13 protein-coding genes are annotated in these 16,449 nt (G+C 40.5%); 11 read left to right on the top strand and 2 right to left on the bottom strand.

Going from position 1 to position 16,449, the window contains the following annotated elements:
• The first annotated feature begins 307 nt into the window (after nucleotides 1–307).
• From L3V32_RS10315 to L3V32_RS10305, 3 genes are all read left to right on the top strand, one after another.
• Nucleotides 308–1,300 carry a hypothetical protein gene (locus L3V32_RS10315; RefSeq protein ID WP_237284236.1) on the top strand — a complete coding sequence of 331 codons (993 nt, stop codon included), beginning with the start codon at nucleotides 308–310 and terminating at the stop codon, nucleotides 1,298–1,300.
• A gap of 452 nt (nucleotides 1,301–1,752) precedes the next feature.
• The gene (locus tag L3V32_RS10310; RefSeq protein ID WP_237284235.1) at nucleotides 1,753–2,310 is read left to right on the top strand and encodes a hypothetical protein; all 558 of its coding nucleotides are present in this window, start codon (nucleotides 1,753–1,755) and stop codon (nucleotides 2,308–2,310) included.
• A gap of 274 nt (nucleotides 2,311–2,584) precedes the next feature.
• Nucleotides 2,585–3,790, top strand: coding sequence for a hypothetical protein (locus tag L3V32_RS10305; RefSeq protein ID WP_237284234.1), 1,206 nt, complete (start codon nucleotides 2,585–2,587; stop codon nucleotides 3,788–3,790).
• Between the two features lie 408 nt (nucleotides 3,791–4,198).
• Here the strand turns inward: L3V32_RS10305 and L3V32_RS10300 are convergent, their stop codons facing one another.
• Nucleotides 4,199–5,524, bottom strand: coding sequence for a DUF3644 domain-containing protein (locus L3V32_RS10300; protein WP_140090674.1), 1,326 nt, complete (start codon nucleotides 5,522–5,524; stop codon nucleotides 4,199–4,201).
• Between the two features lie 556 nt (nucleotides 5,525–6,080).
• Between L3V32_RS10300 and L3V32_RS10295 the strand changes: the two genes are divergently transcribed.
• From L3V32_RS10295 to L3V32_RS10285, 3 genes are all read left to right on the top strand, one after another.
• Entirely contained in the window at nucleotides 6,081–8,243 is a 2,163-nt protein-coding gene (locus tag L3V32_RS10295; protein WP_237284233.1) for an AAA family ATPase, read from the top strand.
• A 9-nt stretch (nucleotides 8,244–8,252) separates the two neighbouring features.
• Nucleotides 8,253–10,172 (top strand): UvrD-helicase domain-containing protein, encoded by a 1,920-nt coding sequence (locus tag L3V32_RS10290; RefSeq protein ID WP_237284232.1) that lies wholly within the window; start codon nucleotides 8,253–8,255, stop codon nucleotides 10,170–10,172.
• Nucleotides 10,173–10,559: 387 nt separating this feature from the next.
• Nucleotides 10,560–11,474, top strand: a complete 915-nt coding sequence (locus tag L3V32_RS10285; protein ID WP_237284231.1) for a hypothetical protein — start codon at nucleotides 10,560–10,562, stop codon at nucleotides 11,472–11,474.
• A gap of 489 nt (nucleotides 11,475–11,963) precedes the next feature.
• Here the strand turns inward: L3V32_RS10285 and L3V32_RS10280 are convergent, their stop codons facing one another.
• On the bottom strand, nucleotides 11,964–12,161 hold the full coding sequence (locus L3V32_RS10280; RefSeq protein WP_237284230.1) for a hypothetical protein: 198 nt from the start codon (nucleotides 12,159–12,161) through the stop codon (nucleotides 11,964–11,966).
• Between the two features lie 197 nt (nucleotides 12,162–12,358).
• Between L3V32_RS10280 and L3V32_RS10275 the strand changes: the two genes are divergently transcribed.
• From L3V32_RS10275 to L3V32_RS10240, 5 genes are all read left to right on the top strand, one after another.
• On the top strand, nucleotides 12,359–12,955 hold the full coding sequence (locus tag L3V32_RS10275) for a tyrosine-type recombinase/integrase (RefSeq protein ID WP_237284229.1): 597 nt from the start codon (nucleotides 12,359–12,361) through the stop codon (nucleotides 12,953–12,955).
• A 287-nt stretch (nucleotides 12,956–13,242) separates the two neighbouring features.
• On the top strand, nucleotides 13,243–13,830 hold the full coding sequence (locus L3V32_RS10270; RefSeq protein WP_029817027.1) for a hypothetical protein: 588 nt from the start codon (nucleotides 13,243–13,245) through the stop codon (nucleotides 13,828–13,830).
• Nucleotides 13,831–13,993: 163 nt separating this feature from the next.
• A complete protein-coding gene (locus L3V32_RS10260; protein ID WP_017058505.1) occupies nucleotides 13,994–14,392 on the top strand; it encodes a DUF6232 family protein in 399 nt (132 codons plus the stop codon).
• 136 nt (nucleotides 14,393–14,528) lie between these two features.
• On the top strand, nucleotides 14,529–15,056 hold the full coding sequence (locus L3V32_RS10250; RefSeq protein ID WP_237284228.1) for a hypothetical protein: 528 nt from the start codon (nucleotides 14,529–14,531) through the stop codon (nucleotides 15,054–15,056).
• 808 nt (nucleotides 15,057–15,864) lie between these two features.
• Nucleotides 15,865–16,200 (top strand): hypothetical protein, encoded by a 336-nt coding sequence (locus tag L3V32_RS10240; RefSeq protein ID WP_237284227.1) that lies wholly within the window; start codon nucleotides 15,865–15,867, stop codon nucleotides 16,198–16,200.
• Nucleotides 16,201–16,449 lie beyond the last annotated feature (249 nt).

Here is a 16,449-nt window from a genome sequence, read left to right as displayed (position 1 = left end):
TCCTTGCGATATTAACGAGACAAGAATCGCTTGCTTTCTACAGTGCATAACTATATATCTAATTGAAAATATTAACTTTATCATTTTTGATGAGCGTATATGAGGTCTCGCTATACGCGCATGCTTGCTTTTACCGAACGTAAAACCGCACATAGATATCAATGTAGGGCTTAAATGCTTGATAGCGTTACTGAAGTAGCTAAAATGCAATCAAGATGGCGTGCTTGTTATCGAGCATGCTGCCTAATATGCTGTTATGGTTTGGAAATAGATGCATATAAGAGCTGACTAAAAACAAGGAGAGACAGTGACTAAATCGTATCTGATATCTAAAAAATACCCCATAGAATTGTTTGAATTATTTTCTGATGAGATTTTTAAAACAACTAGTCAAGCATTAGAACACTTGGGTTCTATAAGGTATTGCCTTGATAAGGCTCATGATGTACAAGATATAATAAAATCAATCAGAAATGCTATTAAAGAAATAGAGTATCGTGTTAATTCAACGATGCAAGTTGAAGGTTTTACAACGTATTTACTTACTTTTGAATATATACAGAAGCGCATCTGCATGATATCAGATCTAGTGATGCGATACCAAGGCGTAAATTTACGAAGTTATTCAAAAGCAATTAATGTCGATTATTATTCTCAAGGTGGAGTATTGAGGTCGAACATTGTAGTGCCTTTGTGGGATTTATTTTATCGATATAAAGTACAAATTCTTGAACCCTTTGAAGGGAAAATAACTGGTGCTCTTTATAAATTAATCGAAAATCCTTCGTTATATCGTGATGGTGATGGTTTTAAACTTGAAAATGACTTAAATAATAACTTTAGCATTTTGTTAGGTGAAGGATGCACTCCTGAAAAACCGAACGTTGACGGAAGGATTGATCTATTTTATGAGAAATATCCTGACTACAGTGCAATTATAGAGTGTAAACGGTTTATTGATGAAGGGAAAAGCCTAAAATCAATGTTGTTAACTGCGTTTGAGCAGTTAGAGAAGCGAGTAAAGAGGCCTTCTTGTGAATTATTTCTTGTTATGTACGTTTGTTCTGATGATAAAGAGAGTATGCAAAAAGCGATTAGAGCAACCAAGGATTTCATCAAGGTTAATTACAAAATATTCGGATTTGAACTTGATCACGAGAATAGTAGTCAAGATCATTACTTATCATGTTATAAAACCTTATTTCCTTATCAAGGTAGAACAAATAAACTCATACCATTAAAAGTGTATTTTCCTTTTTTAACAAAGAGAAAAGAATCTAAGAATAAAATCAAGAAATGATTATTTTGAACTATCGTAATTATACATAACAAACCGCACCAAGCGTCCCGTTTTACTCAACGGTTTTGGTATGAATCGGCAGTTGTGTTTATAGTGGTCAATTTGCCATCAGCGGTCACGGGCGCATGTGCTTAGCGTTAGAAAACAAGGAGGATCCGTGTACGAAAAAGTAAATTCGTTTGATACCAATATCAAAGAAAGAATTTATAATCTTCTTGTTTTGAAGGGAGAGGCTCTGATTAAAGGAGATTTTTTTCATACAGACAGGGCTTAGTTGAGGGGCAGGGGTATAGTAATTTTTTCACTTCAATTTCTAATCAAATAGACTTGTTGCTTGTCTATTTTATTAATGACGAAATCTCTGCCTCACTTCATGAAAGAGGTCCAATAAATGAACTCAGAGATGAGCTCATTGGTGAGTTTTATAAGGATGAGGATTTTAAAAAGTTAGAGTGGGCAAAAAAGATTTTTTTGTTCTTTTTTCAAATAGAACGGATTTTATTATTGGCTCTAACTTTCTTGATTTTAAAGTTAACACATTCTCCGCCTTTGAGTATCACGTTGACGAGCTTTATGTGGAGTTAATCTCTGTTTCACCAAGAAGTAATAAAAAAGAAAAAGAACTCGTTAAGTTGATAGAAAGATATAACTCAGAAAGTGACCTTAACAAAAAGAATCTCACGCTCGAAAAAATAAAAGGCGTTAATTTTCACATCTCCAGCGCTGAAAAGATAAGCTATGTTCTTTCTAAATGTGAAATGGATAAAGAGGAGCGAATAAAGGCGAGAGAGTTCTTGGATTACTACAGAAGCCAAAGAAACACAGTGCATAACCTAGGAATCCATAAAGGAAAGCCACAGGCTATAGTCGTAGATGGTATTGAGATAAATTTAGATAAAGATCGACCTTCGTTCACTAGTGATCATAATTCAGCGACATTTGCTTGTCGGCGGCTTATGGAAATATATGAAGTCATGCTAAATAGAGTTCGTGGAGTAAGTGTTTTCTAACAAACGGCTCCAAGCGGCCGCGTCATTTATGCCTATGGCGCGAGCGCCAATTTTGGCACAAATCCCGCTCTGGCTGGTTGCGCCTGAGCCGGGCGTTACCAATACTTTTGCTAATCTATTTTTTCTATATCGAGCAATGAGTCTAACTCAGAAATGTATACAGCTATGCTGGGTAGATAAGGGGCACGGAGCTTTGCGAACGTGAGGGCGGTAGCATGCCTGAATGGGCTGCTGAGCTAAGAATCACAGTAATGTCCATTTTATCACGCGCCTTATGAGAAACGCAGAAAAGGGAACATTCATACCATATCATGAGATTGTTCGCTTTCTCTGCCCCGCCTACAGCCAAAAGACTATTCAGAAGTTTCTGGTGAGCGTAGGAAGCAATCTATATGGTATGAAGGTGTCAGCAGAGGAGCGCAGAGAAAAAATTGGAAAACTCAAACCATCAGAGTTTTTTGCAGAACCAAACCTGCTTGTTAGGCCACTGATTAACGCCCCTAACGGCATCAGCACCCCTCACAGCTATATTGCATCAATAGGCATCAGTGAGTACGTTCTTAGGTCATTCAAAGCCAGTGAGACAGAACGTGACCGTTTTAGGGATAAGTTCACCAAAGCATTCGAGTGCTACCTAGCGCTTGTATTAGATCTAAAAGGGATAGCTTACACCCCTGAGTCCAATCTAGCAGCTCTATACAAACAGTATGCTGTTGAGGCTAAGAAGGTAGACTTTCTCATCGCAGACAACGAAACCAACGTGTTCATTGATGCTAAGGGCGTAGAACCTCACCAGATGCTACTCTTGACCAGCAATCCGAAGGTATTCAAAGACAAGCTGGCTGGCCACATTCTGAAGGGGCTAAAGCAGGCCAGCGAATGTGCAAGTATATTGGAGCAAAATGCCTACCCTAATCTTGCTGCTATCGAAAAACGCTATGCCCTGATTACAACACATCAAGACTTCTACATCATTGACGGTAAACACCTTACTGACTATCTCGGAGAGGAGCATTCAGCAGCTCTTACCGAAGCACTGGGAGATTGTCTTGCATTAGAGAATGTATTTATAGCAAGTGTTGCAGACTTCGAAGGAATGGTGGACGCCTGTAAAGAATCCAACACCACAATAGACCAGTTTCTGTCCTATTGTTCAAAAAAGCAAAGCCAGCAAGCAATTAGTAAGTTCACAATACGAATGCACATTCACGAATATGGAAAGCTACACCAATTGGAACGGTGGTCTCCAGTCGGCTCCACGGCCATTATTGATGATTTCGAGCAAATCCACTCAGAATTACTTAGGAAAATGCGTGAATCACAGAACTATTGGCGCTCCATTGGTGGTCAAAATCTTGAGGCGGGTATAGATGAATTTATGTCGAATCTAAGTACTTTGAAAAAATCGCACACTAACAGTACACTCAGAGATTACCGACCGTGTGCAGGAGCTTTTCTGAAAAACTCTATAGCTTGCTAAAAGGTATAGCATCCATAACATTCGGTACTGCGAACGTACTGCTCGCTGTTGTAATGCCGGGGTAACATAGATTATCCCAGATAGGCTTAACAAATATGCGGCACACGGTTAAGCTAACGATCGTTAGGCTAATTACCGTTAGTTTAGCTTCCTAAGCGCATTTGCAACAACCCAGAAATCCTCGACAGTTTGCATCCGCTTATTTGGGCTGACACTAATCTGTCCAGAACCTTCATAGTAGTACTTTCTAGCGTAAAAGTGCCCCATTCGTTGTTAGCACTAACGCCAATGTCAAATTGCGTGACACTTAGTCGGGTTACTTTTTCTAATGTAAGTAGTCGGCCTAAAATTAGAGGGAGATTAATAACTGGCTCCTAGCCAATATCAAAAAGAGCCATATCGAAAATATTAAGCAAGAGCAGCCTGTTTATTTCTTTTCTTCTTAGCTTGAGATTTTGCTTGCTTGATAAAATTATCCTTCGTCGTAATTTGCCTAACGAGCTCATCAACCGCATCTTGGGAATAAATATGTGTGTTAGATATCTTTTGATAGTGGTGGTGCTTGTTACAAGTTGCTTTCCAGTTCAGCTTTGAGACTGCCGCTTGGAAGCAATGACTGTTTATTGTTGGCTTTCCCTTTTTGTCTCGAGCTACTAAGCATTTTTCTAGTTTTGCCATATCGTAGTTAGCATGAAGGGTCTTATTAATAGCATCAATAGCAGTCTTTTGAGTGAAAGTATGAGTTTTCTCTGGATCTACTTGCTTCTCAACTACAAGAGCCTTTTTCAACTGCTCCAAGTCCTGAGCTTTACCGTTAGCCGCAGCAAGTATTATCTGACTGTCTTTCTCATCACGAGCATACACAAGTGATACGTTAATCGGTATAGCGAACTCAATATCATCTTCTTTCTCGATTTCATCTTGCACCGTTTTAGCTAGTTCGAGCATATCTTCCGCTGCCTTACCATACAATGATCGCAACACTGGCTCTGGTGGCATCTTAAAATCACCAACTAGTGATATCATTCCAGCATGCTGAGAGCGCATAAATGGTACCTCTGCAAACTCCTGAAACTTAGATGAATAATTCAGCACACCAGATTGGAATATGCGAGAAGCCAACCCTTGAAGCTCAGGCATAAGTAGATGAACAGCACCATCACGCCAATCAGCGATACGAGAGATATTCTTTCTTACATTGTCATTTTCTTTGAACAATTTATCCAAGCATTGCCTCAAAGATATTGTTTTCTTTACGCCTTGCTTATTCGCTTTCTCGAATACCGCTTCTTCACCATCTCGCTCAATGATTATTGCTTTCAGAAGCTGCTCCCAAGCAGTTGAGTACATCATTACAAATCCATCTAACTTGTTTTCAAGTGACGGTCTGTTGTAAAGCTCTAATGCAAGCATCATGTTATCTTTGGACTTTTTGAGCAGGGCTTTAGCTAAGTTAGATTTACATTTATGACCTAGCTCTTGATAGTGCTTACTCTGAGATAAACGCTTTTTGAACTCGATAAAACTTACATCTAGTACATTGATTGCTTCGTATGTATTAACTCCAATCTCTGCTAAGAATTGAGTTATCTGACCCTTCCCGTAGTAAGATTTGAATGTACTTGGCTTCCAGCCTACATGCGCGATAAGCTCTTCTTTGGTGAAAGTTGAACTCTCTGTTTGATGCTTCTGCAAGAATTGGTACAGCAATAACTGCATTTCGACTTTAGCCATCTGATTTCCAATAATTTATTCACCTTGTTGTGCTACATTTTATTGTATAACACCAAGATGATCAGAGAGTGGCATCAAATAATTGAATACCCCTAAACAATTTGAATTGACCAGTCTTCTGTGCAAAGTTTTTGTGCTTCAGTTTGGAGAGCATACTAAAAATGCCACTTGAGCTATACCTCTCCTCATCCGTTCCTACCAATTTAGCAAAAGCGCTAGTCGAAAAATGTCTAGAGCACTGCTGGCTCTGGCACAGTTTTGCCCCTTTTCTTGTTAGAGTAAAGGCTCTTTCACATTTTGTTAATTGAACCTTGCCTTATCAATATTAATGCAACAATAGACTATTACTCAATCAGTTTTGCTGTTGTTCATTCTCATTATACGCAGAGCCGTCACACAGTTTTCTGATATACGTTGAGTTGCTTACTAAAGGCGAGCAGAATAGGAGGGAGAGGCAACTATATGTTGTAAATTATTGCTCTCATTGACGTTTATCCGTTCAGAATTACAGGACTATGTTTTTGAAAGCCCCATCTCTGTTTTTAGGTTTTGTTATATGAAGATCTCCTCTTTCGCTTTGAAAAACTACCGAAGACTAGTCGACGTCAACTTGGTGCTCGATGATAAAACAACTGTCCTTGTCGGAGCTAATAATAGTGGAAAAACGTCCTGTATAGGGGCGCTACACACCTTCCTGAAAAGCCCAGATAATCTAAAAGTTCGAGATATATCGAAGCGTAATTGGAAGGAAATCCAAAAACTAGGCAAACAAATCGAACAAGAATTCCCTACTAGCGAGAAAATGCAGGAATTATCGGATGTTCTTACCAGTCTACTGCCGAGTTTAGACATAGAGATCACTGCGGAAGTGAATGAGGCATACAAGGTTCGTGACATCCTACCAGATCTGGAGTGGCGTGGTGGTGCGTTATTTGTTCGCATAACTTACGAAGCAACCGATATTTCCAAACTGTGTCGTGAGTTTGTTGATATGAGAGGCGTTGTATCCAAATATACAGGTAAGGTAAGTTTGTGGCCCAAAGATCTATGTGATTTCTTGGAGAAAGGTCGTAACCTCAGTAAATTCGTTAAGCAAAAGCATTACATTTTGAGTAAAGGAGTCGAGCCTACTTCGAAAGAGGTTTTGCAGCCCCTAAAATCTGACGCTTTGAAAAAGTTAATCAGAGTCGATGTGCAATCTGAGCAACGCGGCTCAGGTGATGAAGATAACACGGATCAAAAAGGACCATATTCGGAAAAGCAGCGGCTCAATAAGCTCCTTCGAGGATATTACGATCGTATCTTGAACCCCGAAGATTTTCCTGAGCCAGAAGATCTTGAAGTCTTGGGGCATCAGCAAAACCTAGAAGAGGGGTTTACAAGTAGGTTGAACGATCAGTTCAATGCACCCTTCGAAGAACTGAAGAACATGGGATATCCCGGTATCGGCGGCAATCCGACTGTTGAAATTGCCGCGAAAATTAGCGGCACGGATGCTTTACAAAAATCCTCATCGGTCCGATATCGTTTTGATACAAATGAAGAAGAGTTTCTTCCCGAAAGCTACTTAGGCCTTGGCTACCAAAATCTTATATATCTAACCTTTAGGCTTCTAGAGTTTCGTGACAAATGGATGCGCGTAGGAAAGTCGGCTTCATTTGAGGATAAAGTGGAGGATCAGATAGAACCGATCCATTTAGTTTTACTCGAAGAGCCGGAAGTTAATCTTCACGCTCAAGTTCAGCGAGTATTTGTATCGAAAGCTTATGATACTTTGCGGAACCACCCCGATTTGCGCGACAAGGCAACCAAAAAAGATAAGTCTGAATACCAGACACAGCTCGTGATTAGTACCCACTCTAGTCATATTATCAACGATATTGATTTCAAAGATTTACGTTACTTCCGACGAAATGATGCGAATAAGTCCATCAAAATGGATCATACATCAATTGCAAACATGTCAGAACTTTTTGCGAAGGCAAAAGATGAGCTTTTATTTGTTAGAAAACACTTGAAGCTCACTCATTGTGACATCTTCTTTGCCGATGGCGTTATTTTTGTTGAAGGCCAGGCTGAGAGCCTTCTTGTGCCGGAATTTATTTCCAAGAGCTTCCCGAAGTTGTCGAGTCGGTACATCTCTATGCTTGAGGTGAACGGTGCGCACACGCACAAGTACAGAAATTTAGTCGAGAAGCTTGGAGTAGCAACTCTAGTTCTGACAGATCTTGATTCTGTTAATAATGAAGGGAAGTCTTGTTTCCCGCAACAGAAGTCAGTTCAAAAAACTAATAATGATACCTTGAAGAAGTGGCATCCAAAGAAAGAAGCGCTAGATGACTTGGTGACCTTACCTCAAGCGGAACATGCTACAACAAGTGGAGATGCACCGCTTTATGTAGCCTATCAAAAACCAACACAGATTTCTGGAGAAAAGATTTTATCCCGAACTTTTGAAGATGCGTTGATTTTGGCGAATTTCGAGGATGATTATTTCCAGAACATTAAAAAGCTCAAAGATGCGAAAACTGATTTTGAAAACGGCACGGAACCGTTGTCGAAGTCACTTTTTGACTATGTACAAGGCTTAAAGAAGGGTGACTTTGCCTTCAATTGCCTCTTTCATCTCGCGGATAATGAGGCGAATAGCTTCAATCCCCCAGAATATATGAGCGATGGTCTTACGTGGTTGCAAGATCAGCTGTCATCAAAAGCGTAGGGGGAAATTATGTCAGAGCAATTTTACTTGGCTGGAACCAAACCTATCGATCATGATAATAAAGTTGATGAAGGTATCCGTGAGTGTCTAAGTATTGGTTCGGGAAAAAGCTTCATCACCTTCGCAGGGGCGGGGTCAGGCAAAACCTACTCCCTTAAAAAGGCTCTAGAATTCCTGAAAGTTCAATATTCTGATGACTTTATTCTTAAGGGAAAGCAAATTGCTGTTGTGACCTTTACGAACAACGCAGCCGATGAAATTAAAGATCGGATTGAACAAAGCCCAATCTTTGCGGTTTCGACGATTCATAGTTTTTGCTGGTCCGCTATTGCTGGTTTCAATGAGGATATTCGCAAGTGGTACTTGGAAAAAATCCCCACTGATTTAGAAGATCTTGAAGAAAAAGAACGGAAAGGTCGACCAGGCAAGGCTTCTGATGCTCGAAAAAGAGATATCATCCGTTTGACTAAAAAAATGGAATGGCTAGCAGAGCCACGATCTTTTATTTACGACCCAAATGGAGTCAACTCCTCCCCGAATTCGCTGTCGCATGCAGATGTATTAAAAATTTTCTCAACTTTTTTGCTTAATAAGCCGATGATGGCCGAAGTCATAGTAAATAAGTTCCCTTTTATATTTCTCGACGAAAGTCAGGATACTAACAAAGATGTAGTCAGTGCATTTTTTGATCTACAAAATAACAAATCGGATAAAGTTGTCATCGGCTTGTTTGGAGATACGATGCAGCGCATCTTTGGCGGGGGTGAACCTGAACTAGGCAACACAAAGCCAAGCGGTTGGACCACTTTCAATAAGGAAATGAACCATCGGTCAGCACGACGTATCGTGGGGCTAGGCAATCAAATACGTAATGCAGGTGATGAACGGAAACAGTATGCCCAAGAAGGAGCAGAAGAAGGTTACGTACGATATTTCTTATTAAAGCAAGGTGTTTCAGATAAAGATGACATCGAATTGAAAATTCGTGAGACTATGGCGGAAGTTACGGGTGATACTGACTGGATAGATATTCAATCAAAAGAAACCGCTATCTTACTTCTGGAACATAAGATGGCTGGCCGTCGGCTTGGCTTTGATGCTCTTTGGGACAAGCTTTCAAAGTCAGGCAAAATTAAAGATCGGATTTCTGAAGGTGAAAATACAGAGCTGAATTTTTTTTCTGGCATTGTTTTTCCTATTGCTGAGGCGAGTTTGAAGAAAAACCGAGCTGAATTAATGTCTATCTTAAGGGAAACGAAGTCGCCGCTTCTGGACGCCAGTGTGCTTGATGCTCACAAGGATGATCCGCTAGCGCTTGCCCGAGCAGCAGAACATGCGTTTAGATGTGTGATTTCAAATGTTGAGGTTAGCTTTCGTGAAGTTCTAGAAGTGCTTGCTGAGCATAACCTCCTAAGAATTCCAGCGAAATTGCAGTCTTTTGTAGCTACCACTGAAGAACGCGTGGTTGAATCAAAGCTAGATCAAGCGGAAGCCATACTGGAGGTTGAACCTGAAGATTGGGATGACAGCGAGATTTCTGCTTGGGCTGAAGCCTTAGAGACTGATTTCTTTCAAATTCGGAACTATAAAGAATACATTGAGGAGAACTCAATCTTTCGCACCCATCAAGGCGTGAAGGGCAACGAATTCGATCGTGTTATGGTTATCATGGATGATGATGAAGCCGGCGGGTTCTTATTTTCCTACGAGCAGTATTTTGGCGTAAAGGAACTTTCTCAAAGTAGCAAGAAAAAGCAGGATGCGGGTGAAGAAACTGGTTTGGATCGCACTCAACGGTTGTTCTATGTTACATCTACGCGAGCGAAAAGTAGTCTTGCCCATGTGATATACACTTCCGATGTAAACAGACTAAAGACAAATCTTCTTGAAAGAAAATTTGCTCGAGAAGGTGAGATTATTGAGCTTTAAGGAAACAAGTCTCGTGAATGGGAGCCAATCATGCATTTTTGTTTCTAGGGTTTTAACTTACTTTTACTAATCTTATATTGGCGAGCTACAACAAATAACTTAGCTCGCTTTTGTTCAGAACCTTCACAGTTGGTAGTTCGTAGCACAGAAGTGCCCCTAAAGTCATTCAGAGTAAATGCTCTTTCATATCTTGCTGATGTAAATTTACCCTACAAAAAGTTATCCGATAGAATACAAACCAACATAACTTGCCCCTTCACTATGCTTGTTTGACCTGGCAATTTGCCTATTTAACCAGTTAATTCCTCGAGGTATCTTGTTGGGGGATGATAAAGCACTGAAAATATTGTTATTATCCTTTTTTATTTACTAGTAAAACTAAACCCCATGAGATATGAATCCGCTCCTGTAGCTCCAGTAGAAAGACAAAAAACCACAAGAGAACGTACAGTACGTCAACGCCTAGAACGTCAGGAAGAGCTGAGATATACCGCGAGCGATGAGAAACGATGGGCTGAAAATAGAGAGCGCGTTCTTGCTGAACGCAAAGCTGCCCAACAAGCTTATGGCTTAACAGAAAAAGAATGGGACGATGATTTACAAAAGCAAGCTAAAGAATATCAATGGGACACCTCTCAACAAGAGAACGTCAGTATTGCCGTACTAACCGTTGAAGAAGCCAACGAGTATTTGGATTTGCTCATTAAAGACACGCACGGACAGCTCACTATAGGTAAGGACTACACTGGCGTTAGCAAGGGACTTAAAGACGCTTATGACGTGGCCAAAGATCTCGGTGGATTTGGGGCAACCGCCAAAGCCGTCAATATCAATGGTGTAATGAACATTGTGGTTGAGAACTACAAGCCTCGATATTTAGATCTAGGTGTCCGTTGGCAGGAAGCAACGCCTAAAATGCTTAAAATTGGTCACGCCCTAAACACCGTTCGAGGCAATGTCAGTTTCTTGAGCAGCAATATCTATGTAGAACTTGTATTCAGTGGTGCGGTTAATGCAGTTGATTACATATTGCACGATGAAAAAACGCTAGGTGAGGTAGTAGGACAGTTTACATCGGATGTATCAAAAGGTGTGGTTGCTGGTGTGATTGCTCAAGGCATAACGATAGGGCTTAGAGTTGGAGTTACCGCAGCGTTTGCAGCGCCACCAACAGTGTTATTGTTGGGTTTCTTTGTGCTTACTGCTTTCGGTATTGGTAAAGTTGTTTCGGCTATTGACGACCAATACAAGTTCACCGAACCAATGAAAAAAGAAATTGAGAGGTTGATTGATGAAAATTAATCGTTTTCGCTCTGGACTATTTTTGGCGGCATGCATAGCATCATCATTGCTCATAGTCCCTTTCTCTACCAATGGCCTTTACGACTCAGAAAGTCTCCCAAATGTGGTCAAGATATACAGCCCACTAAATGACGCGTCATTACTGGCTCTTAGCTACGCAATGATCACTGCATCGTTATTGTCATTGATAGTATTCATTACTGGCCGATGCTTAAGATGGTTACCTAAAGCGGTTGTGCTAGTTCTAAGCTGCTTATTCTTGGCTTCCTTTGCATATGGTTGGCATACGAATGTATCAACAAAGCAAGAGCTTAATGAGAAAGGCTATATTGAATGTGTATCTGAACGGGAGCTTGCATTAAAGTTCTCAAGCAAAACTTATGTTCTTCCACCCGAGACTTGCGATTAAAGGTTTAGTGAAGATGGCCACTAGCGAACTGGTAGCCAATGAAAGTCAATAACCGTTTACTTTTTGAGGAAGCTTGGTAATCACCGCCAATACTTCGTCACATAGCGCAGGGTCATCTTCATAGGGGCAATATCGTTAACGTCCACTGGGTGGTGCACGTCACGAATGTCCGAGCCAATTTTCAGCATTCTTACCATTCTTGGGGCTAACACACCTTGGTTGGTTAATGGAATACTAATCCTACCGTTTGTAGTGGCCAAAGGAGTTTGGCCACGCATTTGAAGCCCACCCATCCATCCATACATACATAAACTAATCCGTGTTTCGCTAATTTAGCAAAATCACTAACTCAAAAATGTCCACGGATGATTCTGAGCACCCTGAACGACTGCGTGATCGATGGCTATCAGGCTGGAACAGTTTCAGTTTATAGCCAGACTTTATGTTGACCAATAATATCGAAGAGGAGGTCAACATGAGGAAGTTATCTTCAGGAAAATGCAGCGGCATTAAACGACCATTCAAGTTGGAAGAAATTTGGCGAATTAGAACTAGGCTAGAGCTTGAAAGCGACCTAATGCAGCTTGCACTATTGAACTTAGCCATTGATACCAAATTAAGGGCAAGTGATTTACTAAGGCTGCATGTATATGATGTTTCTTCGCAAGGTGTAATCTATGAAAGGGTTCAATGCATCCAGCAAAAAACTGGCACCGACGTCCACTACGAGATTACCCCGAGAACGCAACAAAGTATTAGCCGATGGATCTACTCGGCATCCTTAGAGGCAAGCAGTTTTTTGTTTCCAAGTGGTCGCCGAAAAGGACAACCTATCAGCTACTCATTCTATCGATCGATTATCAGGAACTGGGCAGTAAAACTTGGATTGAATGCGGACTACTATGGCACTCATTCCATGCGCCGTACTAAAGCAACCTTGATCTGTGCCAAAACAAAAAACATCAGAGCGGTACAGATTTTACTGGGGCACTCGAAGCTAGATAACACTATTCGTTACCTTGGAGTGGAACTGGAAGACGCTCTGAGGCTCTCAGAGCAAACAGACTGCTGAGGCTTGCTGATACAGGCTTTTCTCCTGAAAAGCCTGTGCCCCAAAACGATTCAGAGAAAATACTTTTGCTTACTTCGAATCTGGTAATTTCCCCTATCAAAAGTTATCCGAAGGAGTTTGGGTAGCAGCATTTTTCTGAAACTATAAGGCACCTTGCAATCTAATCTCTGTTAACTTTCATTAACCTATTGATTACACGTTGATGTGGTATTAAAAAGGTTGCATTATAGGAATATGAAAGGCGGCATAAAGCAGAATAGAAAGCGTTAGGCAACCAAGGTGGCAAAATGAAGATTGTTGAAAAAGTTACCATAGCGAAAGAAGTTTTCTCAATTCTCGCAGCCATCTGTGTTGCTGCTTGGGCGGTGTATGGTACTTGGGTTAAACGGGAACAAAGCATTGCTGAGCTTCAGGTTATCGATCTTCAACAAAAAACGAGTTTAATGTCTAGTGTCCTGACGGAGATGACAGTTAAGCAGTTTACGACAAAGAGCGGTGTTGTTTTAGCTATGGAAATTACTCTAGAAAACATAGGGAATGAAGATGTTCGTATTTCACTTGATAAAAATTCTATTTTAGTTACAAAAATGAACTTTAAAGATGGACAAGTTGTTTACAACGAACCTGTGTATCTGGGTCACTCGAGGTATCAAGGACAAAACAAAATTACTTTGCCTTATATTGATATTGGACCCCATGAAAAATATGATATTTCTTATGCTTATGAAGCAAGCACACCTGGACTATATTTGGTTCGATTCCTCTCTACGATGCAGAGCAATAGTATTGATTCAAAAACAAAAGAAAACTTCGGTGGGGGTGGCTTTATAAAATACAGCGCTGGTATAGACCGGATTGTAAATGTTCGACAGTGATCTTCATTCGTAGCGGCAAGTTGCCTAACAAACTGTTTAAGAGTGATTCGCAACGCGTGGCATTTTTACCATGCGTTGGTTTAAGTGATTAAGGTGGCATGCGGCAGCATCGGTATTGCGTTGCTCACACCTTAACAGGGCGTTATACGAATAGAGGGAAATTATGTACAAAAGTACTGATTTTAACTTGGATTCAAAAGAGTTCAGGTTTAAGAAAGACTCATATCCTTTGTCTAAGATAAACAATGTTAGGGTTAAAAAGTTAAGTTTTCTTGATAATTTAGGTCAAGTTTTATTCTGGGTGTGTGTTTTTTCAGGGGCAGTTTGGTTAGTTATTCCAAGGTTGGAAGAGGTGCCACAATGGCTACTCGTTTTAGTTCTTAGCCTGACGGTTGTAGGTTTGGTTTTTGCTCTTTTTCGTTGTTCTAAATATGCACTTCAAGTCGAGTTTCGCCACATAGATGAAACGGGCGTTCAATGGGTTAATGTCGCTAAGTCATACTCAAAGTCAGATTGTGAGTTATTTGAACAGCAAGTGTTGGCACTAAAGAAATTCGTATAACAAATTGTTCAAGAGTGATTCGGCACGCGTGGCATTTTTATTATGCGTTGGTTTTAGTGGTTAAGGTGTTATGCGGAACCTTCGGTATTGCGTGCCTCACACCTTAACAAGGCGTTAGGCTTACGAGGTAATTACAGTGCTAGAAAATATTTCAGAGCTTGAGACTAAATTAAATGTTCCCGCCAATTTTATATTGAATCTAGCCAGTGAAGATGATTGGTCATTTGTTATCAAATTGAATGCACTATTTGAAGCTACTGCAACACAAGCCTTGGTCGGTAGACTAGGGTGTGTAGAACTAGAAGATAGCTTGTCATATATTGATTTTGGTAACAGTAAGTTTGGAAAAGTAGCCTTACTTAGAAAACTAGGGTGTATTAGTTCATTGGAGGCAAAATTTCTCCAAATGCTCTTCGAATTACGTAATAAATTGGCTCATAATATAAGGTTTGTAAATTTTACTTTTGAGTCTCATTTGAGCTCAATGGATGCAAACCAAACGAAATCATTTGTGAATGCAGTAAAGTGCGGTAATGAACAAATCTTCTGGAACTGTGAAGAACGGCCGCGAGAACAATACATTTTGTCCCATACGAAAATACTTGTTCTTCTAACAGCTACCGACCTTTTAGTTTCGTTACATCAAAACTCAGTGGAAAAGTAAGCCTAACAAAGCGTTTAAGACAGATTCGCAACGCGTGGCATTTTTAGTTTAAATTAAGTTTTGTGTTTACGGTGCAATGGATTAGGTTCGGTGGCAGCGTTGCTCACTACTTAACGCGGCGTTAGTACTGGTTAGGCATCAAAGGTCAAAAGTCTTGATGTTTATTGGTTTCTTTCCCAGTTTTACACCTGAACAAATGTGCCTTCCACGTTCGCTCCGGTGGCACTAGATGTGAAGTCTTCGCTTTGATTTCACCGTTTACGGTTTCTAACTTTCGGGCTATTTCTCTGGTGTGGTTTCTTTGGTGCTGAGAAATTTTAGGTAAAAAATGAGGTTCTTTTTCGCTGCTGTTCAGATTCGAAGCCCGAATCCTTTGCTAATTTGAAAACGGTGAAATAGGGCAGTTAGGCATGTTTTTCTTCTAGCCAACTTACGTCTTGAAGTTAGTTTTCAGTTTGGCGGTTGTCCGTTTGGTTTCAGTGTTTTAAGCCACAAGTTTCGTGCTATATTTCAGTATCTTGGCGTGTACCAAAAGCTTAAAGGGCAGCGTACTAACAAACAATTCAAGAGGGATTCGTAACGCGTGGCATTTTTTACTATGCGTTAATTTTAGTGGTTAAGGCGGTTTGCAGCAGCATCGGTGTTGCGTTACTCACCCCTTAATTGGGCGTTATGTATTTGAGAGGGTGTAGTGAACAAATTCGAGAAGAAGCCTTTATATCGAAAGGTTAATACTAGAACCCATAGAGTTCCTCATATTCATGGTGGCGATTATCGTGATAGTCGAGGAAAAGATACGGCTTTTGGTATGAGAAAAGGAGTTAGACGAGGTTTAGATTACACTCCACTGTTTAAGTTTCTTCTTTCTAAAGTCGGACATGAGTGGGATTCGGTGTTTAGTGAGGCGGCTTCGAGGCTCGATAAAAACGAACCAATATACTGGCTAGTATCCTTAGAACAAGATCGTTCTCAAGACTATGTACGCCTTGGTGAGAGTAGTTATTACAGTGGTTTATATGTCGATGAGCAAGGCATTCTGCAAGTGACTAATCCTGATGTAAATGAATCGACATTACGACCTTTTTGTAAGTGTTGCACGCATACATTTAACGGGATAGTTTTTGAGCAAGAATACGCGGATTAAACAAATACATAACAAACAGTTCAAGAGGGATTCAGCACGCGTGGCATTTTTGGTATGCGGTGGTTTCGGTGTTTAAGTGCCATGCGGTAACATTGGTATTGCGTGCTTCACCCCTTAACTGGGCGTTATGCCTATAAGAGGAAATATGGATAGTAAATGGGAGTGCTTTGGGTGCGGGCATAGCAATAAACACTCATCATTAAAGTGTGAAAAGTGCGGGTCTTTAGGCAAAGAGCTTGCAAACAAGCA

This window comes from Vibrio sp. J2-4 (assembly GCF_021728155.1).
GTDB lineage: Bacteria > Pseudomonadota > Gammaproteobacteria > Enterobacterales > Vibrionaceae > Vibrio > Vibrio diabolicus.
Note: the sequence above shows the minus strand (reverse complement) of the source record. Positions and strands in the feature narration are given on the sequence as shown.

Coding starts and splice junctions, on each gene's coding strand:
- L3V32_RS10285 (WP_237284231.1), top strand. CDS start 10,560: ATGAGATATGAATCCGCTCCTGTAGCTCCAGTAGAAAGACAAAAAACC.
- L3V32_RS10270 (WP_029817027.1), top strand. CDS start 13,243: ATGAAGATTGTTGAAAAAGTTACCATAGCGAAAGAAGTTTTCTCAATT.
- L3V32_RS10305 (WP_237284234.1), top strand. CDS start 2,585: ATGAGAAACGCAGAAAAGGGAACATTCATACCATATCATGAGATTGTT.
- L3V32_RS10290 (WP_237284232.1), top strand. CDS start 8,253: ATGTCAGAGCAATTTTACTTGGCTGGAACCAAACCTATCGATCATGAT.
- L3V32_RS10295 (WP_237284233.1), top strand. CDS start 6,081: ATGAAGATCTCCTCTTTCGCTTTGAAAAACTACCGAAGACTAGTCGAC.
- L3V32_RS10240 (WP_237284227.1), top strand. CDS start 15,865: ATGAGAAAAGGAGTTAGACGAGGTTTAGATTACACTCCACTGTTTAAG.
- L3V32_RS10280 (WP_237284230.1), bottom strand. CDS start 12,161: ATGCGTGGCCAAACTCCTTTGGCCACTACAAACGGTAGGATTAGTATT.
- L3V32_RS10260 (WP_017058505.1), top strand. CDS start 13,994: ATGTACAAAAGTACTGATTTTAACTTGGATTCAAAAGAGTTCAGGTTT.
- L3V32_RS10300 (WP_140090674.1), bottom strand. CDS start 5,524: ATGGCTAAAGTCGAAATGCAGTTATTGCTGTACCAATTCTTGCAGAAG.
- L3V32_RS10275 (WP_237284229.1), top strand. CDS start 12,359: ATGAGGAAGTTATCTTCAGGAAAATGCAGCGGCATTAAACGACCATTC.